The sequence below is a fragment of the Nocardia sp. NPDC005825 genome (assembly GCF_040630175.1).
GTDB lineage: Bacteria > Actinomycetota > Actinomycetes > Mycobacteriales > Mycobacteriaceae > Nocardia.
The window spans coordinates 117348-143730 of record NZ_JBEXXC010000013.1 but is presented as its reverse complement, the minus strand read 5'-3'; the positions used below and the strand labels follow the sequence as shown (position 1 = coordinate 143730).

Annotated in this window: 25 protein-coding genes; 9 read left to right on the top strand and 16 right to left on the bottom strand. The window is 68.8% G+C overall.

Going from position 1 to position 26383, the window contains the following annotated elements; genetic code table 11:
• Positions 1–76 precede the first annotated feature (76 nt).
• Positions 77–1054 carry an NAD(P)/FAD-dependent oxidoreductase gene (locus ABZ382_RS29630; RefSeq protein ID WP_357095597.1) on the top strand — a complete coding sequence of 326 codons (978 nt, stop codon included), beginning with the start codon at positions 77–79 and terminating at the stop codon, positions 1052–1054.
• 2 nt (positions 1055–1056) lie between these two features.
• Here the strand turns inward: ABZ382_RS29630 and ABZ382_RS29625 are convergent, their stop codons facing one another.
• The 3 genes from ABZ382_RS29625 to ABZ382_RS29615 all read right to left on the bottom strand — a co-directional run bounded on the left by ABZ382_RS29625 (position 1057) and on the right by ABZ382_RS29615 (position 4308).
• Positions 1057–1905: a ParA family protein gene (locus ABZ382_RS29625; RefSeq protein WP_357095595.1), complete on the bottom strand. Its 849-nt coding sequence runs from the start codon at positions 1903–1905 to the stop codon at positions 1057–1059.
• A gap of 146 nt (positions 1906–2051) precedes the next feature.
• Positions 2052–3119: an alcohol dehydrogenase catalytic domain-containing protein gene (locus tag ABZ382_RS29620; RefSeq protein WP_357095594.1), complete on the bottom strand. Its 1068-nt coding sequence runs from the start codon at positions 3117–3119 to the stop codon at positions 2052–2054.
• Positions 3120–3123: 4 nt separating this feature from the next.
• Complete coding sequence (locus tag ABZ382_RS29615) at positions 3124–4308, bottom strand: LLM class flavin-dependent oxidoreductase (RefSeq protein WP_357095591.1); 1185 nt, start codon at positions 4306–4308, stop codon at positions 3124–3126.
• 241 nt (positions 4309–4549) lie between these two features.
• Here ABZ382_RS29615 and ABZ382_RS29610 point away from each other — a divergent pair, with 241 nt between their 5' ends.
• The 3 genes from ABZ382_RS29610 (at position 4550) to ABZ382_RS29600 (ending at position 8473) form a co-directional block, all read left to right on the top strand.
• Complete coding sequence (locus ABZ382_RS29610; protein WP_357095589.1) at positions 4550–5197, top strand: TetR/AcrR family transcriptional regulator; 648 nt, start codon at positions 4550–4552, stop codon at positions 5195–5197.
• Positions 5198–5431: 234 nt separating this feature from the next.
• Positions 5432–6595 (top strand): lipase family protein, encoded by a 1164-nt coding sequence (locus ABZ382_RS29605; RefSeq protein WP_357095774.1) that lies wholly within the window; start codon positions 5432–5434, stop codon positions 6593–6595.
• Positions 6596–6787: 192 nt separating this feature from the next.
• Positions 6788–8473, top strand: a complete 1686-nt coding sequence (locus tag ABZ382_RS29600) for an enoyl-CoA hydratase-related protein (RefSeq protein ID WP_357095586.1) — start codon at positions 6788–6790, stop codon at positions 8471–8473.
• Position 8474: 1 nt separating this feature from the next.
• Here ABZ382_RS29600 and ABZ382_RS29595 read toward each other — a convergent pair whose 3' ends face one another.
• Positions 8475–8789, bottom strand: a complete 315-nt coding sequence (locus ABZ382_RS29595) for a multidrug efflux SMR transporter (RefSeq protein WP_357095583.1) — start codon at positions 8787–8789, stop codon at positions 8475–8477.
• 47 nt (positions 8790–8836) lie between these two features.
• Positions 8837–9172, bottom strand: a complete 336-nt coding sequence (locus ABZ382_RS29590; RefSeq protein ID WP_357095581.1) for a multidrug efflux SMR transporter — start codon at positions 9170–9172, stop codon at positions 8837–8839.
• A 141-nt stretch (positions 9173–9313) separates the two neighbouring features.
• Between ABZ382_RS29590 and ABZ382_RS29585 the strand changes: the two genes are divergently transcribed.
• Positions 9314–9763 carry a MarR family transcriptional regulator gene (locus ABZ382_RS29585; RefSeq protein WP_357095578.1) on the top strand — a complete coding sequence of 150 codons (450 nt, stop codon included), beginning with the start codon at positions 9314–9316 and terminating at the stop codon, positions 9761–9763.
• Between the two features lie 31 nt (positions 9764–9794).
• Here ABZ382_RS29585 and ABZ382_RS29580 read toward each other — a convergent pair whose 3' ends face one another.
• The 8 genes from ABZ382_RS29580 to ABZ382_RS29545 form a co-directional block, all read right to left on the bottom strand.
• On the bottom strand, positions 9795–10967 hold the full coding sequence (locus ABZ382_RS29580) for a thiolase family protein (RefSeq protein WP_357095575.1): 1173 nt from the start codon (positions 10965–10967) through the stop codon (positions 9795–9797).
• Complete coding sequence (locus tag ABZ382_RS29575) at positions 10967–12064, bottom strand: chorismate-binding protein (RefSeq protein WP_357095573.1); 1098 nt, start codon at positions 12062–12064, stop codon at positions 10967–10969. Before ABZ382_RS29575 ends, ABZ382_RS29580 begins: the two co-directional genes overlap by 1 nt.
• Positions 12057–13229 carry an AMP-binding protein gene (locus ABZ382_RS29570; RefSeq protein WP_357095571.1) on the bottom strand — a complete coding sequence of 391 codons (1173 nt, stop codon included), beginning with the start codon at positions 13227–13229 and terminating at the stop codon, positions 12057–12059. Before ABZ382_RS29570 ends, ABZ382_RS29575 begins: the two co-directional genes overlap by 8 nt.
• Positions 13229–14920 carry a 2-succinyl-5-enolpyruvyl-6-hydroxy-3-cyclohexene-1-carboxylic-acid synthase gene (gene menD, locus ABZ382_RS29565; RefSeq protein WP_357095568.1) on the bottom strand — a complete coding sequence of 564 codons (1692 nt, stop codon included), beginning with the start codon at positions 14918–14920 and terminating at the stop codon, positions 13229–13231. Before menD ends, ABZ382_RS29570 begins: the two co-directional genes overlap by 1 nt.
• Before the next feature lie 328 nt (positions 14921–15248).
• The gene (locus tag ABZ382_RS29560; RefSeq protein ID WP_357095565.1) at positions 15249–16451 is read right to left on the bottom strand and encodes a cytochrome P450; all 1203 of its coding nucleotides are present in this window, start codon (positions 16449–16451) and stop codon (positions 15249–15251) included.
• A 73-nt stretch (positions 16452–16524) separates the two neighbouring features.
• Positions 16525–17103, bottom strand: a complete 579-nt coding sequence (locus tag ABZ382_RS29555) for a helix-turn-helix domain-containing protein (RefSeq protein WP_357095563.1) — start codon at positions 17101–17103, stop codon at positions 16525–16527.
• A 124-nt stretch (positions 17104–17227) separates the two neighbouring features.
• Entirely contained in the window at positions 17228–18337 is a 1110-nt protein-coding gene (locus ABZ382_RS29550; RefSeq protein WP_357095560.1) for an acyl-CoA desaturase, read from the bottom strand.
• Positions 18338–18348: 11 nt separating this feature from the next.
• A complete protein-coding gene (locus ABZ382_RS29545) occupies positions 18349–19425 on the bottom strand; it encodes a ferredoxin reductase (protein ID WP_357095557.1) in 1077 nt (358 codons plus the stop codon).
• A gap of 141 nt (positions 19426–19566) precedes the next feature.
• Here ABZ382_RS29545 and ABZ382_RS29540 point away from each other — a divergent pair, with 141 nt between their 5' ends.
• Complete coding sequence (locus tag ABZ382_RS29540; RefSeq protein WP_357095554.1) at positions 19567–20190, top strand: TetR family transcriptional regulator; 624 nt, start codon at positions 19567–19569, stop codon at positions 20188–20190.
• A gap of 12 nt (positions 20191–20202) precedes the next feature.
• Here the strand turns inward: ABZ382_RS29540 and ABZ382_RS29535 are convergent, their stop codons facing one another.
• Positions 20203–21396, bottom strand: a complete 1194-nt coding sequence (locus ABZ382_RS29535; protein ID WP_357095553.1) for a cytochrome P450 — start codon at positions 21394–21396, stop codon at positions 20203–20205.
• Positions 21397–21548: 152 nt separating this feature from the next.
• Here ABZ382_RS29535 and ABZ382_RS29530 point away from each other — a divergent pair, with 152 nt between their 5' ends.
• From ABZ382_RS29530 to ygiD, 3 genes are all read left to right on the top strand, one after another.
• Positions 21549–22214 (top strand): Pr6Pr family membrane protein, encoded by a 666-nt coding sequence (locus ABZ382_RS29530; protein WP_357095550.1) that lies wholly within the window; start codon positions 21549–21551, stop codon positions 22212–22214.
• 65 nt (positions 22215–22279) lie between these two features.
• On the top strand, positions 22280–23323 hold the full coding sequence (locus tag ABZ382_RS29525; RefSeq protein ID WP_357095548.1) for a hypothetical protein: 1044 nt from the start codon (positions 22280–22282) through the stop codon (positions 23321–23323).
• Positions 23324–23346: 23 nt separating this feature from the next.
• Positions 23347–24192, top strand: coding sequence for a 4,5-DOPA dioxygenase extradiol (gene ygiD, locus ABZ382_RS29520; protein WP_357095771.1), 846 nt, complete (start codon positions 23347–23349; stop codon positions 24190–24192).
• Positions 24193–24234: 42 nt separating this feature from the next.
• Here ygiD and ABZ382_RS29515 read toward each other — a convergent pair whose 3' ends face one another.
• A complete protein-coding gene (locus tag ABZ382_RS29515) occupies positions 24235–25068 on the bottom strand; it encodes an IclR family transcriptional regulator (RefSeq protein ID WP_357095546.1) in 834 nt (277 codons plus the stop codon).
• A 90-nt stretch (positions 25069–25158) separates the two neighbouring features.
• On the bottom strand, positions 25159–26352 hold the full coding sequence (locus ABZ382_RS29510) for an AI-2E family transporter (RefSeq protein WP_357095543.1): 1194 nt from the start codon (positions 26350–26352) through the stop codon (positions 25159–25161).
• Between the last annotated feature and the right edge of the window lie 31 nt (positions 26353–26383).

The window sequence follows — 26383 nt, the reverse complement described above, 5'->3', positions numbered from 1 at the left end:
AGTTTGCCACATCGGCAAAGAAGGTTGCCGATATGCCCGCGCGGTCCGCATGGTCGTAGGCAGGAGGTGGTCATCAATGACCGATCAGCTGAACGACAGCTACGACGTGGTGGTGGTGGGCGGCGGACCCGCGGGCCTGAACGGAGCCCTCATGCTCGCCCGGGCCCGCCGTACGGTGGCGGTGATCGACGCGGGCGCCCCGCGCAACGCCCCCGCCGACCGGGTGCACGGCCTGTTCGCCCGCGAGGGCGTCCCGCCCGCCGAACTGCTGACCCGCGGCCGCGAGGAGGTCCGCGATTACGGCGGCCACATCGTCTCCGGTGAGGTGACCGGAATCCGCAGGGACGGTGACGATTTCGTCGTCACTCTCGCCGACGCCCGCACCGTCCGGGCCCGCCGCCTGCTCGTCACCACCGGCCTGGTCGACGAACTTCCCGCCATTCCGGGTCTGCGCGACCGCTGGGGCCACGACGTCATCCACTGCCCGTACTGCCACGGCTGGGAGGTCCGCGACCGCCCGATCGGCGTGCTGGGCCTGGGCCCCATGGCCATCCACCTGTCCCTGCTCTTCCGTCAGTGGAGCGACGACATCGTCTATTTCGCCCACACCAACACCCCGCCCACCGAGGAGGAATCGGAACAACTGGCCGCCAGGGGAATCCGAGTCGTCCCCGGCGAGATCGCCTCGGTCGAGGTCACCGCCGACCACCTGTCCGGCGTCCGCCTCACCGACGGCACCGTCATCCCCCGGGAAATCCTCGCCGCCCCCACCCACATGAAGGCCCGAGCGTCTTTCCTCACCGACCTGGGTCTCACCCCCACACCCCACCCCTCGGGCACAGGCGACTACATCCCCGCCGACCCCACCGGCCGTACCGAAGCCCCCGGCGTCTGGGCCGCCGGAAACGTCGCCGACCTCTCCGCCCAGGTCGGCAATTCCGCCGCCGCCGGCGCCATGGCAGGCGCCCACATCAACGCCGACCTGGTCACCGAGGAAACCCGCCAGGCCGTCGAAACCCACCGCGCCGCACTGGCGTCGGAGGTCGCGCGGTAGATCTACTGCGTGAAGGACAGGGAGCCCTGGGCCTCGTCTCGGCCGGAGCGCTTGAGGAATTCGCGGGCCAGTTCCCGGTATTGTTCGGCGCCTTTGGATTTGGGGTCCAGGGTGGTGAGGGGTTCGCCGGCGATGGTGGAGTCGGGGAAGCGGACGGTGCGCGAGATCATGGTGTCGTAGAGGCGTTCGCCGAAGGTGTCGGCGACGCGGTCGAGGACCTGGCGCGAGTGCAGCAGCCGGGAGTCGAACATGGTGACCACGATTCCCGACAGTTCGAGGCGCGGGTTGAGGCGTTCGCGCACCTTTTCCATGGTGTCGTTGAGCAGGGCCAGGCCGCGCAGCGAGAAGAACTCGCACTCCATGGGGATGATGACGCCGTCGGCGCAGGCCAGGGCGTTCACGGTGAGCAGGCTCAGCGACGGCTGGCAGTCGATGAGGATGTAGTCGTAGCGGTCGCGGATGGGGTCCAGCACCCGGCTGACGGAGTGTTCGCGGCCGACTTCGTTGACGAGCTGGATCTCCGCGGCGGAGAGGTCGATATTGCTGGGCAGCAGATGCAGATTGGTGACGGCGGTCTTGATCACGACATCGTCGATGGGCGGAGCGTTGGGGCTCAGTAGGTCGTAGACGGTCAATTCCAGGTTGTGGTGGGCCACGCCGAGCGCCGCCGAGAGCGCGCCCTGCGGGTCGAGATCGACCAGCAGCACCCGCAGTCCGCACTCGGCAAGCGCGGCACCTAAATTGACCGTCGAGGTGGTTTTTCCGACGCCGCCCTTCTGATTGCACAGGGCAATCACCTGGGCCTCGCCCGTGGTCGCCACGTCCTCCCCAACAGCATTGTTTGCCGACATTTCGCCAGAATAACCTGTCACGTGGAGGAACTGGCGGACCCGCTCCGGGGCGCTTTGTCTCGAAATCGCTAGACGTTAGCCAAACCCGGTGTGGAGGGCCCCAACCCATGTCGCCCTCCACCCCCGGATCGGGCGGAACCGGCAGCTCAGCGCCCCGGCAGCACCAGGATCTTCACGTGCTCCTCCGGGTCCCGCAGCGCGGTGAACGCCTCGGCCACGCCGTCGAGCCCGACCCGGCCGGTGATGATCGCCTCGGCGTCGATCTGCCCCGACGCCAATCGCTCCAGGGTGATCTCGTAGGCGTTCTCGTAGGGCCCGTGCCCGAAATTGATGGCGATCCGCCGGAACTGGCCCACCACCGGAATGATCGGCTCGTCCGCGAACGGCGCGGCCACCACCTGGATGCGCGAATTGAACGGCATGGTCCGCATGAGCGTGCCGAGGATTCCGGCGCGCCCGCTGCATTCGAAGGCGATGAGAATGCCGGCGCCGGACTGGCCCACGACCGAATCCTGCTGTGCGACCGCGGCCATCCAAGCCGCGATCGGATCCTGTTCGTTCGGATCGACCACGATGTCCGCGCCGACCGCCCGCGCCAGCTCGCGGCGCTTGGGGGAAGGTTCGGAGGCGACCACCAGCCGCGCCCCGCGCGCCTTGGCCGCGATGATGGCCCCGAGTCCGATTGTCCCGCAGCCGATCACCAGCGCCGAGTCCTCGGGCGTCAGCCCCGACTGCTGTACGTGCATCTCGCCCACGTGCAGCGGCTCGGCCAGGGTGGCGTGTTCGAGCGACAACCCGTCGGGCACGTGCCGCACCCACCACGAGTCCACCACGATGCTCTCGCCGAACGCCCCGTGATAGTCGTTGGAGTAGCCGATGATCGTCGGAATCCCGGTGGCGGTCTCGGTGGCCAGCCCGATCCCGGCGACCCGGTCCCCGACCGCGAAATCGGTGACCCCGGAACCGATCTCGCTGACCGTGCCCGCGTATTCGTGCCCGAGCACCACCGGCCGCTCGGTGTCGAAGGTCGCGAGCGGATACCCGCTGTCGGTGGCCACCTGCACGAATCGGCAGGGGTCCTTGGACATCGACAGATCGCTGCCGCAGATGCCGCACGCGGCGACCGCGATGCGCAGCTGGCCGGGTCCGAGGGCGGGCGGCTCGGCCACCTCGGTGGCGGTGAACTCGCCGTTCAGAAACTGTGTGGCGCGCATGATGTCAGGCTCCCGTCGCGGCGGTTTCGCCGTAGTAGTCGGTGTGGGCCTTGGTGATCGCGGTGACCAGCTGCCCGATCAGCAGTTCCCGGTTGTCGGCGGCGTACTGCAGGCTGTCCTCGCGGCGGCGGTTGCGATTCTTGAAGTGCGGGATCACCTCCGAGGCGAACAGCTCATAGCTGCGCTTGGTGTCCTCCCAGCTGGCCATGTCCACGTGCAGCACGAGCATGGTGCCGAAGCCGCCGGTCTTCTCGATCAGCTTCTCGATTCGCTCGATGGCCTCGGCGGGCGTGCCGATGATGGCCTGCCCGAATTCGCCGAGGTTGTCATTGCGCCACTGGTCGATGATCCCCTTGGGCGTGTCGGCCCAGGCCGGGTTCTCGCCGGTCTGCCGGTTCACGTACGCGGCCATGGATCCGATGCGCCGGCTCACCGCGCGCTCGGCCTCCTCGCGGGTCTCGGCCAGGAAGATCGGGTTGACCAGCCGCCACCGCGACCGGTCGGCGACGTGCCCGTGCTCGGCGCACGCCTTCTCGTAGACGCCCCAATTGCGGTCCAGCACTTCGAATCCCATGGGCGAGCTGGCGGCCAGCGACAGCAGCGACAGCCCGTGCGTGCCGGCCAGCACCGACCCGTTGGGGGAGATGGTGGAGGCGGTGGCGACCTCGATCCCGGCCGGATCGTAGGTGGGCAGCTGCGCGCGCGCGTCGCGCAGGGTGAACCAGTCGGTGGTCATATTGACGACTTCGCCGCGCAGCAGCGCCAGGATCGCGTCCAGGGCCTCGCCCTGGCGGCGGCGCTGGTCGGAGGGGTTGATGCCCATCATGTGCGCGTCGAGCGGGATCTTGCCGGGCCCGGTGCCGAAGATGAGCCGCCCGCGGGTCTGCAGGTCGAGCTGGGTGATGCGGTCCACGGTGACCAGCGGGTGGTGGTAGGGCAGCGACATGACGCCGGTGCCGAAGCGCAGGCGTTCGGTGCGTTCGGCGGCCGCGGCGATGAAAACGTCGGGCGCGGGCACGATCTCGGCGCCGGTGGAGTGGTGCTCGCCCATCCAGGCCTCGTCGAAGCCGAGGTGGTCGAGGTGTTCCATGAGATCGATGTCGCGCCGCAGCTGGAGGGCCGGGTCGGCGTCGAGGGGGTGGTACGGGGCCAGGAACGCCCCGAACTTCATCGATTCAGCGGTCCACATGCGGGATCTCCTTACCCAGTGCGCCGGGCTTCGTCGTCCGGAGCGGTTCCCCGAGTAAACCTGGATCAAGTGATCCAGAAATGTCGCGGTCCCGGTGAGTGGGCATGATTTGAAAACTGAGGTGGAAGCCTTGTTACTGCCTCGATAATGGGCGGTTTCGGCGTCCCTAAATCGGTCGGTCGATCCAATCGAGCACCCCGCGTTGCGGGATCCGCGTCGCCGGTGTGCGAAGCTCGTGGGCGTGACCGTCCCGATGCAGAACCGCCAGGGCAATGCGACCCGCACCCGGCTGGTGAAGACCGCCGAGCGCCTGTTCGCCGCCCAGGGCGTGGACGCGGTGTCGGTGCGCGCGGTCAATGCCGCGGCGGGGCTGGGTCCGTCGTCGGTCAACTACCACTTCGGCACCAAGGACGATCTGATCGCCGCGGTGCTGCTGGATCTGGGCGCCACGGTGCGTGATCGCATCCGCGCCAATGCCGACGTGCTGGCGGCACGCCCGGAGCCGCCGACCGCGGAGACGCTGGTGCGCGCGGTCACCGAGCCCTATCGAGACCTGCTGCTGGCGCACCGGACTCGCGGCATGCGGTGGATCAAGATCGTCACCCAGCTCTCGCTGGTCTCGCATCCGGCGCTGACGACCGCCGAGCAGGACCTGCCCGATCAGTTGCACGTCCAGTTGCGCCGCGCCTTCCCGGCCTCGGATCCCGATCGTCTGGAAGCCCGCTGGGCCATTGCCCTCATGGGTTTCCTGCAGGCGCTCAGTCGTGCCGACGACTGGCACCCGGCCACGACTCCTCCACCCGCGCAGGAATTATCGGACTTGTACGAGGACCAGGTAGTTTTCCTGATCGGTGGGCTCGATCGTCTGCTCAGTGGGACTTCCCGCTGACAGTTCGTGCCGGGTTTGTCGGTATGCCTGGACGTTAGCCCAGGTTAGCTGTAGCGTCACTGGACGATTCGCGAGAGGCTTGCTGTCTGTCCTCTTCCGGTTCATGGGCGCGGCTGTGCCGCATGCCAATCCGTTGCTTGTTGGTCGACCGTTCGTTCGCCGTGCAGTCGGGGCGCGAGACTCGAACGGCTGAAGTGTGAGGGAACGTCGTTGTTCGCAAGATCCGCCAGGGCGGTGGTCCTGGCTTTGAGCATCCTGACCGCGGGGTCGGTGTGCGCCCCCGTATCGGCTCAACCCCTTTATCCCACACAGGATCCCGATCCTTTCTACAGCCCGCCCGCCGACCTGGGCGGTTTCGCGCCCGGTGACGTGGTCCGCACCCGGCGCATCGACCCGGGCCTGTACGTGGGCACCGACGGCTGGCAGGTCGCCTTCCGTTCCACCAATTCCCAGGGTCGGCCGATCCTGGGCATGACCACGGTGCTGATGCCCAAGGGCGTCAAGAACCCGCCGCTGGTCTCCTACCAGGCCCTGATCAATTCCCTGGGCTCGCAGTGCAACCCGTCGCGCTCGCTGTTCAACGGCGAACTGCAGGACGGCGCCGGCGCCATGCTGCCGATCGGCCGCGGCTGGGCCATCTCCATGCCGGACTACCTGGGCCCGAACGTGGCCTACGGCGCGGCGAAGCTGAGCGGCATGGTCACCTTGGACAGCGTGAAGGCGGTCCGCAAGGTCGCCGAGCTGGGTCTGGGCAATTCGCCGGTGGCGCTGGCGGGGTACTCCGGCGGCGGCATGGCGACCGCGTGGGCCGGGGCCATGCAGCCCGAGTACGCCCCCGACCTGAAGCTGGACGCCGTGGTGGCGGGCGGCATTCCGGCCGACCTGGAGCAGATGGCGCTGTCGCTGGGCTTCGCCCCGCACCCGGGCTTCGGCCTGGCCTTCGCCGCGGCCATGGGCCTGGAGCGCGAATACCCGGACCGCCTGCCGATCTCGGATCAACTCAATGAGAACGGCCTGTGGTTCCGCGAGTTCACCCACGACGCCTGCCGTCGCTTCCTGCTGTTCCACGGCATCTTCCGCAATGCCGAGCAGATGGCCGCCTCCAAGAGCCTGATGGACAGCCCGGTGGCGCACGAGGTACTGCGTGAGAACAGCCTGCGCTACGACACCGCCGTCCCTGGCGCCCCGACCTACTTCTGGCAGGGCCGGTTCGACGAGCTGACGTCGTTCGATCCGGTGGCCGAGGTGGCCGACCGCTACTGCAAGGCCGGCGCGCCGGTGATGTTCCGGCCCTTCGAGATCGCCGAGCACATGACCACGGCGGTGGCGGGTTTCCCGGATGCCTGGAACTACGTGGAGTCGCGTTTCCGCGGGGATCCGGTTCCGACCAGCTGTTGATGTATTAACCAATTATGTGCTGCTCCACCCTGATTGCGTCGACCCGCCTGCAGAGACACAGTGCTTCCTCTCTGAGTTTCTGTTGGTAACAGCTTGATCCCGAAACTTGTCAAGCGCTGTTCCGTCAGTTACTTCTAGATGGAAATAGTTAGCTGGCTCAACGCTGAGCCGTGTTTCAAGGGGAGAAGTCCGATGCGAATCCTGCTCGTGGCCGACGCTTTCGACAGCCTGACGCAGCGTGTCCGGATCGAGCTGGCCGAGCGGGGCCATCGCATCGGGGTGGAATTGGCGCTCGGTGACGACGCGATCAGGGCCGGGGCGGCGGCCTTCGGGCCCGACCTCATGGTCGGTCTCATGCTCGCCGAACCGGTCCCGGCGGATCTGCGCGCCCGGCACGTGGTGCTGGTCGTGCAGCCGGGACCGGAAGGCGATCACGGTCCGTCGTCACTGGATTGGGCGATCGGCACCAATGCCGCGTCGTGGAGCGTCACCGTGCAGCGGGCCGGTGACGCGCCCGGCCTGGGTCCGGTCTGGGCGTCGGAATCGTTCCCGATGCGCATGTGCTCCAAGAGCGAGCTGTACCGGATCGAGGTCGCCGACGCCGCGGTGGCCGCCCTGCTGCGCGCGCTGGACCGGTTCGAACAGCACGGCGCCGCACCGATCGACCCGCGCACCGAGGTCAGCGCGCCGCCGCATCCGCGCTACGCCCAGTACTTCCGCCGCATCGACTGGGCCCACGACAGCACCACCACGGTGCTGCGCAAACTCCGTGCCGCCGACTCGAATCCGGGCGTGCTCGACGAGCTGTACGGCGGCGAGTACTTCCTCCACGGCGGTCATCTCGAGGACCGGCTGCGTGGTGTCCCCGGCCGGGTGATCGCCACCCGCGACGGCGCGATCTGCCGGGCCACGGTGGACGGCGCGGTGTGGATCCCGCAGTTGCGGGCCTGCCCGAATCCGGACGGCCCGCCCACGTTCAAACTGCCCGCCACCGACGTCCTCGGTCCCGACGTGCTGGCCGATATCCCCGATGCGCCGGTGAGTCCCAGTGAGGCGGCCGTGCGCGTCACCTGGTCGGAACTGCGCTACTACGAATACGACGAGGTCGGCTACCTCGGATTCACCTATGCCGGTGGCGCTCTGAGCGCTCGCCAGTGCGAACGCCTGCTCGACGCCTACCGCATGGCCTGCGCCCGTGCGGTGAAAGTGCTGGTGCTCGGCCCGGCCCGCGACTTCTTCTGTAATGGCATCCAGCTCAATGTGATCGAGGCGGCCGCCGATCCGGCCGCCGAAGCCTGGCGCAATATCAACGCCTTCAACGATCTGGTCGAGGCCGTCCTGACCACCACCGACAAGCTCGTCATCTCCGCGCTGCCCGGTAATGCCGCCGCGGGCGGGGTGATGCTGGCGCTGGCCGCCGACGAGGTCTGGTGCCGCGAATCGGTGGTCCTGAACCCGCACTACCGCCTGTCGGGCCTGCGCGGTTCGAAGTACTGGACCTACACCCTGCCGCGGCGGGTGGGCGCGGAGTGCGCGGATCGCCTGACGGGAGAGGCGCTTCCGGTCGGCGCCCGCGCCGCCGCCGCGCTGGGCCTGGTGGATCACGCGGTGCCCGGCGATCCCGCCGAGTTCCGCACCTGGGTCCGGCACGCGGCCGCGGCGCTGGCGTCCGGCCCCGACCTGGCCGCCCGCATCCGGGAGAAGCAGCGCCGCCGCGCGGCCGACGAGGCGGTGAAACCGTTGGCGGCGTACCGCTCCGAGGAGCTCGAACACCTCACCGAGGAGGTGTTCGATCCCGCCTCGCCGTTCCACCGCCTGCGCCACGAGTTCGTGACCAAGTCCGGCCCGCCGAGCACCCCGGCCTACCTGCTCGGGTAGGTCAGGCGGCCAGTCGCAGGACCAGCGCCCCGGCGATGATCGACCCGAAGGCGATCACCTTGGGCGCGTTGATCTTCTCCTGGTAGATCAGCGCACCCAGGACGACGGTGCCGATCGAGCCGAGGCCCGTCCAGATCGTGTACCCCACCCCGACATCGAGGGTGCGCAGGGCGAGGCTGAGCGTGTAGATCCCCGCCGCCGCGGCGGCCAGGGTGAACACCGACGGCCACAGGCGGGTGAACCCCTTGGTGGCATTGGTGCCGAGGGCGAAGGCGACCTCGAAGACGGCGGCGATGAGCAGATATACCCAGGACATGACGGTTCTCCTCGAAAAGGGTGGAACGGGAACGTGAGTCGTCGGAATCAGGCGGGAGCGCCGGCGAGCTTGTCGGCGATCTTCAACCCCAGGACGCCGCCGATGATGAGCACGAAGGCCAGGACCTTGGCCGGGGTGAACTCCTCGCCGAACACCACCGCCCCGAACAGCACGGTGCCGACCGACCCGATGCCGGTCCACACCGTGTAGCCGACGCCGACGTCGAGGGACTTCAGGGCCAGGCTGAGGAAGAAGATCCCGCCCGCGGCGGCCGCGGCGGTGAGCAGGGACGGGCCCAGGACGGTGAACCCGTGGGTGGCGTTGGTCGCCAGCGCGAAGACGATCTCGAATACGGACGCGATCAGCAGATAGACCCAGGCCATGGGAGCTGCACCCCTTCATGTGATTGTATGTACGTGCAAGTAAATGCTCGCGAAGAAGAGCATGCATGTACATGTAAACTTGTGTCAAGCCCCGGTGGCCGACGTCTCGTCCGGCCGCCGTCAGATCGAGGGAGTGAGTCGATGCCGTCGCAGGCCGAGAGCGTGAAAACCGGTGCGGACGCCCAACTCTGGAACCGCATGCTGATCCTGCACGCGCAGGTGGAGAGCCGCCTCGCGACGGCCCTGCAACGCCGCCACGGGCTCGGATTGTCGGAATACCGGGCGCTGAGCTTCCTCGATCAGGCCCCCGACAGCGAACTGCGCATGCAGGAACTCGCCGACAAGCTGGGCCTGAACCAGAGCTCGGTGACCCGGCTGGTCGGCCGCCTGAACGCGGCCGACTTCACCTATCGCGACCTGTGTCCCGACGACAAGCGCGGGGTGTACACCGTGCTCGCCGACGCCGGGCGTGACCGCTACCGCGAGGCTCGCACCACCTACGAGGACACTCTCGCATCGGCGTTCGCCGAGGTCGCGGCGGGCGACCCGGCGATCGCCGCGATCCTGGCCGCCGCCCGCGCCGCGCACTGAGCCGGGCGCGGCGCGTGATGCGCGGGCCGCGTCAGAGTGCTTCCAGGATCATGGCATTGGCCTGACCGCCGGATTCGCACATGGTCTGCAACCCGTAGCGGCCGCCGCGTTCGTGCAGCGCGTGGACCAAGGTGGCGGTGAGCCGCACCCCGCTGGCCCCGAGCGGATGCCCGAGCGAGATCGCGCCGCCGTGGACGTTGACCCGGTCGAGGTCGGCCCCAGTTTCGCGGGCCCACGCCAGCACGACGCTGGCGTACGCCTCGTTGATCTCGATGAGATCGATGTCGTCCAGCGTCAATCCCGTTTGCTTGAGCACCTTCTCGGTGGCGGGCACCACGGCGGTCAGCATGAGGAACGGGTCGTCGCCGACCGCGATGTGGCTGCGGATCCGGGCCAGCGGGGTGAGCCCGAGCCGCTTGGCGTGCTCGCTGGTGGTGACCAGCACCGCCGCGCTGCCGTCGCCGAGCTGGCTGGCATTGCCCGCGGTGATGTGCCAGGCGATCTCCGGAAAGCGTTGGGCGATGGCGTCGTTGTAGAACGACGGCGACAGCGCGCCGAGCCCGGCCGCGGAGGCGTCGAACCGGATGGTCTCGTCGCGGGCCAGACCGTTGATCGGCGGGGTCAGTTCGGCGTCGAACCCGCCCCGCTGCGTGGCCTCGGCGGCGCGGCGGTGGCTCTCGAGCGCGTAGTCGTCGAGCTGGCCGCGGCCGAATCCCCACCGCGCGGTGATGAGTTCGGCGCTGATGCCCTGCCACGGCACGCCCTGCGGATAGCGTTCCAGGAACGCCGATCCGGTGAGGTTGTCCACGTCGAGCAGACTGGTGCCCATCGGGATCCGGCTCACCGACTCCACGCCGGTGGCCACCACCAGGTCGCAGTCCCCGGCGATGACCGCGTGCGCGGCGAAGCGCAGCGCCTGCTGGCTGGCGCTGCACTGCCGGTCGATGGTGCTGGCGGGCACCGATTCCGGGAACCCGGCCGCCAGTGAGGCGCGCCGGGTGACATTGGTGGCCTGTTCGCCGACCTGGCTGACCACGCCGCCGATGACCTCGTCGATCAGCGCCGGATCGATGCCGGCCTGTTCGACCACGGCGCGCAGACTGTGCGCCATCAGGTCCACCGGGTGCACGCCGTCGAGCGCGCCGCCTTGTTTTCCCCGTCCGATCGGCGTCCGTACCGCCGCGACGATGACCGCGTCACGCATCACGGGATCCCCAGCACCCGGCGCATGGTCGCCAGCTTTGCCGAGGTCTCGGCGAACTCGGTGTCGATCCGGCTGCGCGACACCACGCCGCCGCCGGTGCGCAGCGTGAGATCGCTGCGGTGCGAATCCAATTCGAGCCCGCGCAGCGCCATGTGGAACTCGCAGTCGCCGGCGCTGTCGATCCAGCCGACCAGGCCGCCGTAGTAGGCGCGGGCCGGTTCGTAGTCGGCGATCATGCGCCGCGCCCCGGCCTGCGGCACCCCGCACACCGCGGGGGAGGGGTGCAACGCGGCGACCAGCTCGGTCACCGGGACCTCGGGGTCGAGCAGGCGGGCGGTGATGGGAGTTCCCAAGTGCCACAGGCCCGGAGCGGTGACCAGTTCGGGATCGTCGGGATAGTCGAGGTCGGGGCAGAACGCGGACAGGCCCTTCACCATGAAGTCGACCAGGTGCCGGTGCTCGGTCAGGTACTTGTCGTCGAAGAGCAGGGCGCGGGCGCGTTCGCGGTCCGCGGATTCGGGCAGCCGGGTGTCGCGCACCACGGTTCCGGCCAGCGGCGTCATGGTGATGGTGGCCCCGGACTTCGCCAGGAACAGCTCCGGGCTCGCGCCCATCGTGAACACGCCCGGGTGGTCGAGGTGCTCGACGAAGTAGCTGCGCGCGCTCGGGTACAGCTCGGTGATCCGGTCGAACAGGGCGAGGGGATCCACGACGCCGTCGTAGAAGTAGCGCTCGCAGCGCGAGATGACGATCTTCTCCAGCTCGGGCTCGGTGGCCCGCAGCAGGGTCAGCGCGTCGTCGATGTGGCGCAGGTAGTTCGCGATGGCGGTGTCGTTGAACTCGACGTCGGCGCGGAACTCCGGACGCGGGCCGGGACGTCGCGGTGCGCGCGTGTGCTCGGCGGTCCGCCAGCCCAGGTACAGCGAGGACTCGGCGAGCTCGGTGTCGAAGGGGATCGCGCCCGCCACCACATTGCCGTACGCGCCCGCCCGTACCGCGGCCTCCGCCTCGGCGAGATTGTGATAGCAGATCAGCGGGCCTTCCAGGCCTACCGGGCCGTTCGCGCCGGCCAGGCGGAATCGCACGGGATCATGCATGGGAGTGCTCCGATTCGGTGGTGGTCAGTCGGTCGCGCACGGCGCGGCGGTCGATCTTCTGGTTCGGCAGCAACGGCAGCTCGGCGCCGAGGACGAAGCGCTTGGGCACCGCGGCCCGGCCCAGCCGCTGCCGCACGCGTTCGCGCAGCGGCTCCAGCTCGTGGTCCGGAATCGATTGGCGGGTCACGAGATACGCGCCGACGAGTTCGCCCCACTCGCGGTCGGGCACGCCCATGACCACCGCGGACTCGATCCACGGCACGCCGGTCAGGGCCTGTTCGATCGCGACCGCGGACACCTTCACGCCGCCGGTGTTGATCAGGTCGTCGACGCGGCCGGTGGGGACCAGCAGCTCCTGCGACCAGTGCCCGCGGTCCGAGGTGCGGTACCAGCGGGTGTCGCCCTCACGGTAGAAGGGCTGCTCGCCGGTGGCATCGAGATAGCCGTCGGCGACCACGCTGCCGCCGAGATGGATTATGCCGTCGATGATCTCGACCCGCACACCGCGCAACGGCGTGCCGTCGTAGACACAGCCGCCGCAGGTCTCGGTCATGCCGTAGGTGACCACGGCGTCGGTCAGCTCGCGCAGGGCGCGGCCGGTCTCGTCGTCGAGGCGGGCGCCGCCGATCAGGATCTTGTCGAAAACCGCGAGGGCGGTTCGGGATTCGGTGTCGGCGAGCAGCCGGGTGACCTGGGTGGGCACCAGCGAGGTGTAGCGGCGTCCGGCGGGCAGCCGCCGGGCCGCCGCCGCGAACCCGGCCGGATCGAAGTGACCGCCGGGCAGCGTCGTGACCCGGGTGCCGCCGAGCGCGGCCCGCGAGATGACCTGAAAGCCCGCCACGAATCCCGCGGGCAGGCACAGCAGCCAGTCGCCCGCGCCGCCGAGCCGCTCCGAACTCGCCTGCGCCGAGGCGGCGAGGGCGCTGCGGGACAACAGGGTTCGCTTGGGGACGCCGCTGGATCCGGAGGTGGACAGCACCACCGCGGTGCCGGCGGGCACGGTCGGCGGAAGTCCCTGGGCCTGAACGGGATCGGTGATCGGGGCGATGGCCTCGTCGCCGCGGTACGCGAGGTCGATCGCGCGGCGGATCGTGTCGACCGCGACGTCGGGATCCTCGGGAACCAGCAGGGGAGTCAGCGGTATGGCGTCGGACGGGTGTGCCATCAGGAGTGCAGCTCCAGCTCGAGATCCAGCGCCGAGACGGCGGTCGCGTCGAACGCCGCCTCCACCGCCTCGCGGGTGCGGGCGTGTACATCGCGCAGATCGGTTCGGGTGACGGGGATTTCGAGCACCGACAGCCGACCGGATCGGCGGGCGCGACCCAAGGAGGCGGGCAGGTCGTCGATCTCGACCGCGCTGTGCGCGACGTCGTAGGCGCGGCACAGGTGGGCGATGTCGACGTTCTGCGGTGTCCCGTAGATCCGTTCGAAGGTGTCGCCGTAGGGTTCACGCTTGTAGCGGGCGTCGCCCTGCTCGAGCAGCTCGAAGATGCCGCCGCCGGCGTCGTTGGACACCACGATGGTCAGGTTCGCGGGCACATGTTCCAGCCGCCCGGTCTGCAACCCGGACGCGTCGTAGGCGAAGGTCAGGTCGCCCAGCAGCGCGACGACCCGCCGATCGGGGTGCGCCAGCGCGACTCCGGTTGCGGCACTGACGTTTCCGTCGATGCCCGCGACGCCGCGATTGGACAGCACGTCCACGCCGGGCGGGATCAGGCCGGTCAGCGAGACATCGCGGATCGGGTTGGACGCGCCGAGCCACAGCAGGTCACCGGGCCGCAGGGCGCCGAGCACCGCGTGCGCCACGCCGACGCCGGTGCGGCGGTTGGCGGGCTCGGCCATGGTCCGCGACCAGGCCTCGCGCACGGTCTGGTCGGCGTGGTCGAGTTCCTCGATCCAGTCCGTCGCCGGGTCGCCGATCCAGTGCGGAGCCCGGGACAGCAGTTCGATATCCGGTGCGGCGTAGAGCCAGTCGCCGCCGCCGGCGACGAGCACGGTGCGCACGCCGGGCCGGGCCAGCAGGCGACCCACATTGCGGTGCAGGGTCGGACGGCCGTAGACCACGACCTGCTCGGGCCGGACCTGGTCGAGGACCCAGGGGTGCAGGCGTGTCCGGTCACCGACCGCGACGGTCGGCTCGGCCATCACCGGCAGCCGCGGCGGCAGCGCGGCCGGGTCCGCACCGTCACCGGCGACGACCAGGGTGGGCCGGCGCAGGTCGAGCTCGACCGAATCCGGGTGCGCCGGACGCGGGATCTCGGGCATGGCGATCCACGGGGCGCCGCCGGGACGTCCAGCGGGAGAAGAGGTTTCGGGCTGCGGCGGCAGGCCCGAGGACAGCGGCACATCGATCTGCACCGGGCCGGGCCGGCCGACCAGCTTGCCGGTCCCGATGCCCAGGGTGCGGCACACCTGCGACCGCAGTACGCCATTGGCGGTCGCGTCGACCGCGCCGCCGGACCAGGTCTGCTGCACGTGACGGGTCTGCGAGGCGAGCAGCGCGGTCTGGTCCACGGTCTGCGACGCGCCGGTGCCCAGCACGTCGGGCGGGCGATTCGCGGTCACCAGCACCAGCGGAAGATCCGAGTAGTTGGCCTCGGTGACCGCGGGCAGCAGGTTCGACACCGCGGTGCCGGAGGTGGTCACCACGACCGCCGGTCGCCCGGTCGCCTTCGTGATCCCCAGTGCCACAAAGGCTGCCGAGCGTTCGTCCAGCCGGACCTGGAGTTCGATCTCCCCGGCCCGGGCGCGTCGCGCCAATTCGAAGCCGATCGGGCCGTTGCGGGAGCCGGGGCAATACACGAACCAATGCACGCCATTGCGAATGAGTTCATCGACGACAACGGCCGATATCACCGCTGGCATGGTGTATTTCCAAACTGAAATGATGTCGTCCCGCGCGAATGCGAAACCCATTGAAAAATAGTCACAAAACAATCCCGACAGCGCGACCCCGACAATTATCCGCTGTTGGTCAGCTGACCCGCAACGCCATGGCAACACGCTATCGGGACGTGGCAGATGCTGTCAATGTGAGCCCTCGCTCTCAACAGCCTTGCAGCTCAGAGCGATTCGATCACGGTTCGGGGGTGTGATCTGGGCGGTGGACAGACTTGTCTGTCAATGCCGCTCTCGCGCTGCCGTAAGTCAGAGTTGTCTGTATCGGCAGCGCGTATTCACTTGGCTACCAAGCCACCGGAAGCGCCTTCGGGCCGCGCAGCAGCATGCCCGTCTTCCATTCGACAGCCGTGGCCGGAATTGCCAATCGCAAATTCGGATATCGGCGCAGCATCGCGGTGAGCGTGACGTCCAATTCGAGGCGGGCCAGCTGCGCGCCGACGCAGTGGTGGAATCCGTGCCCGAAGGTCAAGTGCGAGTTGTGATGCCGGGTCAGATCCAGGGTGTCGGGCTCGGCGAAGACGGTCTCGTCGCGATTGGCGGCCTGCAGATCGACGAAGACCGATTCCCCGGCGCGGATCAGGGTGCCCGAGAGCTCGAGGTCCTCGGTCGCGATGCGCGGGAACGCGCCGCCGTTGCCGACCTGGATGTAGCGCAGCAGCTCCTCGATGGCGGTCGGGACCAGCCCGGGATCGGCACACAGCCGGTCCCATTCGCCCGGCTCGGTGAGCAGCACGTAGGTGAAGTTGGCGATCTGGTTGGCCGTGGTCTCGTGCCCGGCGACCAGCAGGGTGATGCCGAGGGTGATCAGCTCCTCCTCGCTGAGCCGGTCCTCGTTGTCGCGGGCCGCCACCAGCGCGCCGAGCAGGTCGTCGGCCGGTCGTTCGCGGCGCACCGCGATCTGCTCGGTCAGATACCCCGCGACGGCGGCGTACGCCATCGCGCGCTCCATATCGCTGACGGCGGTGGTGGACATGATGGCGTCGGAGAAATCGCGGAAGCGGTGCTGGTCCTCCGGTGGGACGCCGAGCATTTCGCAGATCACGGTGACGGGCAGCGGCAGGGCCAGCGCCTGCACCAGATCGGCGGGCGAGCCCGCGGCTTCCATGGCGGTGAGCAGGTCGTCGACGAGGCGTTCGGCGCGCGGGCGCAACTGCTGCACGCGGCGGGAAGTGAACGCGGTCATGGTGAGTTTGCGCAGCCGGGTCAGCTCCGGCGGGTCCATGCTGGTCGGAATGTTGGGCAGCGCAGGGGTTTCCCGCACCCGCGGCACATCCAGCCGGCCCACGGTGGCGGCGCGGCTGAAGCGGGGATCGCTGAGCACCGAGCGCACGTCCGCGTAGCGGGTGACGAGCCAGGCCTCGCCGCCGTACGGCAGCAGGATGCGCGAAATCGGTTCCTCGCGTTGCAGTTTCGCCGCGAGCGGCGGCGGATCGAGCCGGACCGGCTCCCCGAACGGGTAGGGGCGGGCTTCGGTGTGTGTGGTCACGCGGTACTCCCTGTTTTTGGGACGTGACCCTAGTTGTCCGCGCGCACTTCCGCCCGGGGACGCCGCGCTCGGCTCAGCCGGTCAGCGCCGCGAGATACGGCGCGACCAGTTCCCGCGACCGCGCCTCGACCGCCGCCGCGTCGTGCCCGGCCTCGACCAGACGGGTGGCGGCGTGCACGACGGCATTGATCAGTTCGGCCGTCAGCTCCGGATCGGGGGCGCCCAGCTCGGCCAGCGCGGCGGTCAACGGCGTGGTGAGACCGTCGTGCAATTGCCTTGCGCGCCCGGCCATATCGTTGTTCGGCAGCGCGGCGGCCAGCGCCCGGGCCACCGCGTGCTCACCCTCGACCACGAGATCGATATTGGCGGTGATGTATTCGAGCACCTGGTCGGCGGGATTCGCGACCCGCCCCATCTGCTCGCCGATCCGCGCGCTCCACCGCGGGAAGGCATCCTCCATCACCGCGATCAGCAGATCGTCGCGGGAGGAGAAGTACTGGTAGACGCTGGGCCGCGCCAGCCCGGTCCGGTTGGCGATCTCGGTGAGAGTCGGCACCTGCCCGGCGGCCAGCACCTCCCGCGCGGCGTCGAGGAGGGCGCGGCGCTGGGTCGCGTGGTGTTCGGCGACGGTCGCCGCCCGGATCTTCGGCACAGCGCGGGCTCCTCCTCGACGGGTGGGACGAATGATGACGACAGTCTCCCATCCACCCTCTCGTGCGAATGCGCGGCAGCCGCTTCCGGATGGGAAGCGGCTGCCGGGAGCAGGGGAGCGGTCGTCAGGCCGCGGCCGGGAGGGTGATGGTGTCGCCGCCGGCCGGGGTCGGCCCGCGGCGCGGGGGCACCGAGAGGCGGACGATCTTCGTGGCGACGGAGAAGAGCTGCTTGTAGAGGGGGCCGGTGTTGTAGCGCAGGCCGTAGCGCTCGCAGATCTCGCGGACCTCCGGAGCGATCAGGGGGTAGCGGCGCGCGGGGATGTCGGGGAAGAGGTGGTGCTCGATCTGGTGGGACAGATTGCCGGTCATCACGTGCAGCAGGCGGCCGCCGGAGATGTTGGCCGAGCCCAGCAGCTGGCGGTAGTACCACTGGCCGCGGGTCTCGTTCTCGGTCTCCTCGATCGAGAACGAGGCGACGCCGGCCGGGAAGTGGCCGCAGAAGATGATGCTGAAGGCCCACACATTGCGGATCAGGTTGGCGACCGCGTTGCCGAGCAGGGTGGTGAGGAACAACGGTCCGGTGAGCAGCGGGCACAGCAGGTAGTCCTTGGTGAGCTGGCGGCGCACCTTCTTCAGGATCCGGGCGCGGATCTCCTTGTTCTGCGAACGCTTTCGCCGCCCGGCCACGATCTCGTCGATCTCGAGGTCGTGCAGCGCCACCCCGGTCTGGAAGAAGATCATCAGCAGGAACGCCGAGATCGGGTTGGCCAGGTGCTTGGGCTCCCACTCCTGGTCGTCGTCCATGCGCAGCACGCCGTACCCGAGGTCGCGGTCCTTGCCGATGATGTTGGTGTAGGTGTGGTGGACGTAGTTGTGGCCGTACTTCCAGTTCTCGCTGGGAGCGTGGCTGTCCCACTCGAAGATTCGCGAGTTCAGGCCCTGATCGCCCATCCAGTCGTACTGGCCGTGCATGACATTGTGGCCGATTTCCATATTGTCGAGGATCTTCGCGAGCGCGAGCGAGCCGACCGCGGCGGGCCACAGCGGCGGGATGTAGAACATCACCCGGCCCGCGACCTCCAGTCCGCGTTGGTATTTGACGATCTTGCGGATGTAGGCGGCGTCGGCCTCGCCCAGATCGGCGATGGTCCGCTGCCGGATGGCGTCGAGCTCGGCGCCGAACGCCTCGAGCTCGGCGGCGGTGAGGGGGTGCTTTTCGCGGGTGACGGTCATGTCGGGTCCTTTCAGATCTCGATGGCGCAGTCGCCCTCGGGGGCGCTGACACACAGGCGGATCTGTTCGTCGGGGAGGGAGGAGGTTTCGCCGGTGAGCACATTGCGGACGGTGCCCGCGGTCTTGGTGCCGACGCAGGAGAAGCAGATGCCCATGCGGCAGCCGAACTTCGGGGTCAGGCCCGCGGCCTCGGCCTGTTCGAGCACGCTCGCGCCGCTGTTGGGCACGGTCAGCCGGGAATCGGTGAAGGTGATATCGCCCTCTGCCGAGCCATTGCTGACCGTGGGCGCCTTGAAGTACTCCACCCGCAGCTTGTCCGAACCGGTATAGGCCGCCTGGATCTTCTCGATCAACCCGGCGGGTCCGCAGGCCCAGGTGTCGACGTCGCCGAAGCCTGGCACGATCCGCTCCAGCTCCATCGGCGTGAAGAACCGGCCGCCCGCTTCGGGGTAGATCAGGTGCAGGTCGACGCCGTAACCGGTGCGGGCGATCTCGGCGAGCTCGGCCGCGAAGATCTGGTGCGCGGGCGTTTGCGCGTAGTGCAGGAAGGTGATTCGGCCGCGATGCGTCCGGCGCTGCAGGCTGCGCAGCATCGACATGGCCGGGGTGATGCCGGATCCGCCGGTGATGAAGACGACGTGGTCGGGGACGTGGTCGGGCAGCGTGAACTCACCGGCGGCCTGCGAGAGGTGCACGATCTGACCGATGGACGCCTCCTCGGCCAGATACTTCGACACGATCCCGTCGGGGTTGGCGCGCAAGGTGATGGTGAAGCGGTCGCCGGGTTTGGAATCGGAGCTCGAGACGGTGAAGCAACGGGTGGCGCGCCGCGCGCCGCCGATCTCCACACCGAGCTGGACGTACTGGCCCGCGCGGTGGCCGGCCCAGCTGCTGGTCGGCTGGAAGGTGAGCGTGGCGACCGGCGGCACGCCGGGGATGTCCACCTCCCGGCGGACCTCGACCAGCCGGGCTCGCACCTCGTGGGCCGCCCACAGGGGGTTCACCTGCTCGAGGAAGCGATCGACACCGTGTGGCGAGGCAAGCGCTGCGACGACTCGGGAGCGAAGGATTGCTCCGGTGACAGTCATCGGGGCCTCCTGACAATTTGAGCGAACAGTTGATAGCTGAAAATATGGCCGCATAGCCGCCTATTGGTCAATCCATGCAGCCAGTGACACCTGTCACTCAGCATGCAAGTGTTCGCTGAAATCCGCGCTAGAGTGTCTCTCGTGTCCAAGTCACGTAGCCGCGCCGAGCAGAAGGAGAGCACCCGGCGTGCGATCCTCGACCAGACCCTGGCGCTGAGCGGCAAGACGCCGCTGGCGGCCATCTCGGTCCGCCATGTCGCGAAGGTCGTCGGCATCGCGCCCGCGTCGTTCTATCGCCATTTCGATTCGATCGACGAACTCGGCCTCGCCCTCGTCGACGAGTCCTTCGCGTCCCTGCGCGCGGTGCTGCGCGAGGTGCGCCGGGGCAAGCCCACGCCGCGCGAGATCGTCAGCACGTCGGTCGAGGCGCTGGTGGCCCACGCCGGTCAGCGCCGTGACCATTTCGCGTTCATCGCGCGCGAACGCTTCGCCGGGCCGCCCGTCGTCCGCGAGGCGGTCCGACTTCAGTTGGCGCTCTTCGAAAGTGAGCTCGCCATCGACCTGGCCCGCCTCGCGCCCGCCTGGTCCAGCGATGACGTGCGCGCGGTCGCGAAACTGATCGTCGCCACCATGGTGGAGACCATCGCCGACGTCATCGTCGGTGACCTGCCCGCCGACACCGAAGTCCGGGCGCAGGCGGAGACCCTGATCAAAATGGTTCTGGTGGGTGCGATCCACTGGCGTTCGGACCACGAGGCCGGGTGACCGCGGGCTGGTTCAGCGGCAGGTGACCGGCAGTTCGGTGAGGCCGTGGATGACCAGACTCGGCCGCCAGCGCAATCGTTCCCGATCCGCGACGGCGAGTGCGGGGAACCGGGTGAGCAGGCGGGCCAGGGCGATGTCGGCCTCGAGCCGGGCCAGGGGAGCACCCAGGCAGAAGTGGGCTCCGTAGCCGAAGGCGATGTGGTGGTTGTCGATTCGGTCGGCGTGGAAGGTGTGGGGGTCGTCGAAACGGGTGTGGTCCCGATTGCCCGCGCCGAGGGCCACCATGATCAGTTCACCGGGGTCGATCCGGACCTCGCCGAGGGTCAGCGGGGCCGTCGTGTAGCGGAAGGTCGCGATATTCACCGGGCTGTGGAACCGCAGGACCTCCTCCCGGAAAGCCTTGGTGGCCACCGGATCCGTGGCGATCAGGGCCCGGGCTTCGGGATCGTCGGGCAGTTCGAGGACGCTGCTGCCGATGAGATTCACCGTCGTCTCGTGTCCGGCGACGAGCAGCAGCATGGCATTGGACCGGAGCTCGTCGGAGGTGAGCCGATCGCCCTCCTCGGAGGCGCGGATCAGTGCCGACAGCACATCGGTCCCGCGGTCGGCCCGGTGCCCGGCGATCAGATCGTCGAAGTACTTCGCCAATTGTGCGTTGGCATCGGCCTTCGACTCGTGACTCCGCGCACTGACCAGTTCGCTCGACCAGCGCTGGAAGTCGGAGCGGTCGGCGGCGGGGACGCCGAGCAGTTCGCAGATGACGGTGATCGGCAGCGGGAAGGCGAACTCCCGCAGTAGATCCACCGTCGTGCCGGGCGTGATGGCGTCGAGCAGCTCGTCCGCGATCGCGGTGATCCGCGGCGCGAGCGCGGCGACCGCGGCGGGGGTGAAGGCCCGATCGACCAGTTTGCGCATCCGGGTGTGGTGCGGCGGGTCGGCATTGAGCATGTGCTGACGGTTGCCTGGATCGGCGACGGTCGCACCCGCCAGCAGCCGGTCGTCGCCGGCCACCGCTTGCAGGTTCTTGCTGACCGTCGGATCGCTCAGGACCTGCCGCGCGGCGGCGTAATCCGTAACGAGCCAACCGATCACACCGTGCGGGAACCGCACGTGATGGACCGGCCCGAGCTCCCGGAGCCGTCCATAGACGGCGTGCGGGTCCTGGAAGAACTCGTCGGTCAACACGATCGGCTGCTCGTCGATCAAGGCAACCCCCGGAGGTGAACGTGTCCGCAGCGGAGAACGGCCCGAGACGGGGACGGGCCTGACAACAGGATAGGCGTTGGCGGCCCGGACGCCGCGGGATTCACCGGGCGTCGGTGCGCGTCCGTCGGGGAAACGCCGTTTACGCTGCGGGTATGATCGCTCGCGCGCGGCTCTGGCACCTGCTGACCTTCCTGGTGACGGCGTTCGCGCTGATCCTGCAACTGGTGCTGGTCGTTCAGGGCGGTCAGCACCTGAACAGTGAGACGACGACCGAGATCGCCGCCGCACCCGGGCTCGGCGCGCGCCTGGGCAACTTCTTCAGCTACCTCACGATCTGGAGCAATGCGCTGATCTGCGGGATCGCCGCGACGCTGGCCGTGAATCCCGCTGCGGACGGCCGAATCTGGCGGGCGTTGCGGCTGAGCGGTCTGATCGTCATCGTCGGCGGCGGCCTCGTGCATTTCTTCTTCCTGCGACCGTTGCTGGACCTGCACGGCGCGGACCTGCTCGCGGACAAGCTGCTACACATGGTGGTTCCGCTGCTGGCCGCGATCGGCTGGCTCCTGTTCGGCCCGCGCGGCCGCATCGACGCGCGGGATCTGGTCGGCTTCACCGTGATTCCGGTGGTCTGGCTGATCTACACCTTCATTCGCGGCGCGATCATCCACTGGTACCCCTACCCGTTTCTCGATGCCGACGCGCTCGGCTATCCGCGCAGCATCCTCAACTGTGTGGCAGTGGCCGCGCTGATGATCGTGATGGCTTTCGGGGCGCGGTGGCTCGACCCCCGGTTGCCGGGTGTCGCGGCGGATTCGTGAGTGGGCCGGGCTATCGTCACACGAGTATTGCTGGAAGTTAGCCAATCCATGTAGGGGAAGGCGGGTTGAGCGTGATCAGTGCGGCCTCGGAGGCGGTTTCGGGGAACCCGGCTCCCTTCACCTGGGTGACCGCGGTGTCCATGCTCGTGTTCTGCGCGATCCTCTGGGTGATCGTCGACTACATGCGGGTGCACCCGCGTCCGGCGACCTGGGTGTGGGGGCTGTCGCTGCTGACGTTCCCGCTGTGGATCTGGGGACCCGGGCGCGATATCGGGCTGGTGAACTGGTTCTCGTGGGCCAAGATCCTGTCGGTGCTGATTCCGCTGACCATCGTCGGATTGATGCGCGTCGCGGTGGCCGAGCAACGGGTGGGGCGGTTCTGGGACATCCTGCGCAATCCGCGGTTCCTCTGGTTCCCGTACGCGATCCTGTTCCTCAATATCGCCGAGGCCACGCTGCGGGATGCGGAGATCGGGAACTACTGGAACGCCGCGGTTGGACTCGGTCTGTGCCTGACGATCCCGTACTCGCCGCGGTTCTGGGAGATCCTGCCGGGCCGCAATGCCGAGCTCGTCGCCTACACCACCATGGCGTGGAACTTCCTCTACACCACCTGGAATCTGTGCTTCACCTTCGGCGGATACCCGCCCGAGGAGGAGCATTTCGCGGCCAGCGTCTGCATTCTCGCGGTCGCGGAGATCTATCCGCTGGTGAAGCGGCGGCCCGAGCTCTACATCATGGCGCGCATCTACACGTTGCCGGTGCTGATGCTGGTGATCGCCATCTACAACGTCTTCCCGAAGGTGATGCCCTCGGATGGCTGGTTCGACAACGATGTCTGGATCGTCTGGGGCATAGTCAATTTCGTGCTCACCGTGCCGTACCTGTTCTGGTACACCTGGCAGCTCGAATCCGACCGGTCGTTCATATCGTTCCGGCGGGGCAAGGCTCGTGCGGAGTTCGTCCGGCTGCACGGCGACACCATCGACCAGCTGATGGACATCAACCTCTCGCTCGACGCCGCCGTCGACAACCACGGCCGGACCCGGACCCGCGGGCCGCAACCCGCGCGGCCCGCCCCGGTGTCCGAGGTCGGTGATCCGCGTTGACCACCGCCGACCCGGCCGCCCGGATGCCCGCCGCGTTCCTCGGTCACGGCAGCCCGATGAACGCGCTGGAGAGCAACCGGTACACGCAGGCGTGGGAGGCGTTCGGCCGCAGCGTGCCCCGCCCGCGCGCCATCCTCATCGTGTCCGCGCACTGGTACATCAACGCGACCGCGGTCACCGTGATGCCGCGCCCGCGCACCATCCACGACTTCTACGGTTTTCCGCCCGAACTGTTCGCCGTCCAGTACCCCGCGCCCGGGCTGCCCGCGCTGTTCGAGGAGGTCAGCGAGGCGGTCAAACCCAACTGGGTCGGCGCGGACACCGACAGCTGGGGCATCGACCACGGTTCCTGGTCGGTGCTGCGGCACGCCTTCCCCGACGCCGACATCCCGGTCGTGCAGCTCAGCATCAATGCCGACAAGCCCCTCGAATACCATCTCGAGCTCGGCATCCGGCTGAACACGCTGCGCGAGAACGGGATTCTCATCGTCGGCAGCGGCAATGTGGTGCACAATCTGCGCGGCATGGACCCCCGCCACCCCGATTCCGGCTTCGACTGGGCCCGCCGCTTCGACGAGGCCGCGCAGCACATCATGCTGAACCGTCCCGCCGACGCGCTCGCGCTGACCGACCAGCCCGAGTACGACCTCGCGGTGCCGACCCCGGACCACTTCATCCCGCTGCTGTACCTGGCCGGACTGGCCGCCGCCTCCTCGGAGTCCACCGGCACCCTGATCGACGGCTACAGCTACGGCTCACTGTCGATGACCGCTTACACGCTCGGAATCTCGTGTCCCGGAGCGGATTCCGGCACCGGCGGTGCCGCCGATCTCCCCGAGGGCGTGCCGGCGGACGGCGCCAACATCTGAATTCGGTTCGCGCACCCGAGATTCGGGTGTTGCGCGCCGAGATCAGGCGAGCCGGGCCCGGGCCCCCGGCGACGCCGCGCCGGAGATGAGCGAGCCGTCGGCGAACATCTCGGCGGCGGTCCGGCGGGCCGCGGTGAAGACCAGCGGGGCGACACGGCGCACCTCGAGCTCGCCGCGCATGGCCACCGAGATCGCCGCGATCGGCCCGTCCGGTCCCAGGACCGGGACCGCGAGCGCGCTGATGCCCATCTCGCACGCCGTCCCCGGCGATACCGCCAGCCCGTTGCGCTGACGCACCCGGTACAGGTCGGCCAGCACCGCGCGCCGCCGCGCGATGGGTCGAACGGCGGTGCTGCGCAGGGGCATCCGCAGCACCCGGTCCGCGTCCTCGGGAGCCAGTGAGGCCAGCAGCGCCAGCCCGCACACCGTCTGGGTGGCGTCGATTCGCGACCCGACCCGGGAAGGAATCGTCGCGGCCGCCGGGCCGCCGACCTTGTCCAGGTAGTGGACCATATTGCCCTCGAGCACCCCGAGATGGACGACCGCGCCGGTGGCCACGTGCAGGTCCGACAGCGCGGCGGAGGCCGCGGCGCGAATGTCCTCGCAGTCGGTGATGCGGGCCAGCCGCCGGGTGCGCGCGCCCAGCCGATAGCCCTGCTCGTCGTGGATCAGCCATTCCAGTTCGGTCAGCTGGCAGGCCAGGCGGAAAGTGGTGGAGCGCGGCAGTCCGGTGCGGTCGGTGATGTCCTCGAGCCGCAGCGTTTCGCGGCCGCTGCCGAACGCGTCGAGGATGGCCGACATGCGCTCGACGACCCCGGAGCGCGATTCCCGAATGGCGGTTTCGCCGCTCACGCGCGGCTCGTCCGTCACGGTCATGCGTATCCTTCCGCCGAGCTTCACTGCATCCGCAGCGTACGTCGCGGTGGGTCGAGGCGGAATACGTGGTGACCGATTGGTTCGGTCCGGCTATTTGTGCGCGGGCGCGGCCGGCTCCTGCACGTCGTAGCGGCGAACGTACGCGGACAGGAACGCCTGCGCGGTGGCCGTCACCGGAATCGCCAGCAGCGCGCCGGTCGCGCCGAACAGCGCCGCGCCCGCCAGCACCGCGCCGAAGGCGACGGCGGGATGCATGTCCAGGGTGGTCGCGGTGATGCGCGGCTGCAGTACGTAGTTCTCGAATTGCTGATACACGACGATGAATCCGAGAATCCACAATGCCGTCTTCGGATTGTGCGCGAGCGCCACCATGACCGGCAGCGCCCCGGCGAGATAGGTGCCGACGGTCGGGATGAACTGGGAGACGACGCCCACCCACAGTGCCAGCGCGAAGGCGGACGGAATGCCGAGGACTCGCATGGCGGCGTAATGGGCCAGCGCGGAGCAGGCCGCGAGCAGCGCCCGCGAATACAGGTAGCCGCCGGTCTTCTCGACGGCGATATCCCAGGCGCGCAGCACGTGCCGCTGACGCTGCGGCGGCAGCAGCGAGCAGACCGCGTTGCGGAAGCGCGGGCCGTCCGCGGCGAAATAGAACGTGAACAGCAGCACGCCCAAGCCCTGGAAGAGGACGCCGAGCGCGGTGGTGCCGATGCCCCACACGTCGTCGGCGAGGTCCAGCGCCCAGGTCTGGAGCTTGGCGCTGATCTCCGAGGTGCGGTCGGTGATATCGGCGACCGAGAGATCGGTGTGGAAGGTGTCGTTGATCCAGGTGACGACGCTCTGGATATCGTGCGGCAGGTTCTTGATCAGCGACGACACCTGCCCGACCACCAATTCGCCCATGGTCCAGACGAATCCGACCAGCATCACGGTCACGATCGCGAACACCGCCCCGGTCGCCGCCCCGCGCTTCCAGCCGCGCGCGGCCAGCCAGTTCACCGCGGGCTCGATGGCGAAGGCCAGGAACAACGAGACCACCAGCACGGTCAGCAGCCCTTGCAGCCGGGTCAGCGCCCAGAAGGTCACCACGATGCCCGCGACCGTGGCCGCCGCCAGCAGGTAGGCCCGCGGCAGCCAGGCGGGAATCACCGAGGCCACCAGGGCGTCGGGCCGGATGCCCGCGTCGCCGGTGTCCTCGACCTTCGCGGCGGCGTCCTCGGACTTCGCGTCGGCGTCCCGGGTGTTGGTCTCGCCGTCTCCGGCGGGGGATTTCTCAGCGGCCACACCGCCAACCTAGCGGCGACCCGCCTCGTGG

Coding starts and splice junctions, on each gene's coding strand:
- ABZ382_RS29630 (WP_357095597.1), top strand. CDS start 77: ATGACCGATCAGCTGAACGACAGCTACGACGTGGTGGTGGTGGGCGGC.
- ABZ382_RS29625 (WP_357095595.1), bottom strand. CDS start 1,905: ATGTCGGCAAACAATGCTGTTGGGGAGGACGTGGCGACCACGGGCGAG.
- ABZ382_RS29620 (WP_357095594.1), bottom strand. CDS start 3,119: ATGCGCGCCACACAGTTTCTGAACGGCGAGTTCACCGCCACCGAGGTG.
- ABZ382_RS29615 (WP_357095591.1), bottom strand. CDS start 4,308: ATGTGGACCGCTGAATCGATGAAGTTCGGGGCGTTCCTGGCCCCGTAC.
- ABZ382_RS29600 (WP_357095586.1), top strand. CDS start 6,788: ATGCGAATCCTGCTCGTGGCCGACGCTTTCGACAGCCTGACGCAGCGT.
- ABZ382_RS29595 (WP_357095583.1), bottom strand. CDS start 8,789: ATGTCCTGGGTATATCTGCTCATCGCCGCCGTCTTCGAGGTCGCCTTC.
- ABZ382_RS29590 (WP_357095581.1), bottom strand. CDS start 9,172: ATGGCCTGGGTCTATCTGCTGATCGCGTCCGTATTCGAGATCGTCTTC.
- ABZ382_RS29585 (WP_357095578.1), top strand. CDS start 9,314: ATGCCGTCGCAGGCCGAGAGCGTGAAAACCGGTGCGGACGCCCAACTC.
- ABZ382_RS29580 (WP_357095575.1), bottom strand. CDS start 10,967: ATGCGTGACGCGGTCATCGTCGCGGCGGTACGGACGCCGATCGGACGG.
- ABZ382_RS29575 (WP_357095573.1), bottom strand. CDS start 12,064: ATGCATGATCCCGTGCGATTCCGCCTGGCCGGCGCGAACGGCCCGGTA.
- ABZ382_RS29570 (WP_357095571.1), bottom strand. CDS start 13,229: ATGGCACACCCGTCCGACGCCATACCGCTGACTCCCCTGCTGGTTCCC.
- ABZ382_RS29550 (WP_357095560.1), bottom strand. CDS start 18,337: ATGACCGTCACCCGCGAAAAGCACCCCCTCACCGCCGCCGAGCTCGAG.
- ABZ382_RS29545 (WP_357095557.1), bottom strand. CDS start 19,425: ATGACTGTCACCGGAGCAATCCTTCGCTCCCGAGTCGTCGCAGCGCTT.
- ABZ382_RS29530 (WP_357095550.1), top strand. CDS start 21,549: ATGATCGCTCGCGCGCGGCTCTGGCACCTGCTGACCTTCCTGGTGACG.
- ygiD (WP_357095771.1), top strand. CDS start 23,347: ATGCCCGCCGCGTTCCTCGGTCACGGCAGCCCGATGAACGCGCTGGAG.
- ABZ382_RS29515 (WP_357095546.1), bottom strand. CDS start 25,068: ATGACCGTGACGGACGAGCCGCGCGTGAGCGGCGAAACCGCCATTCGG.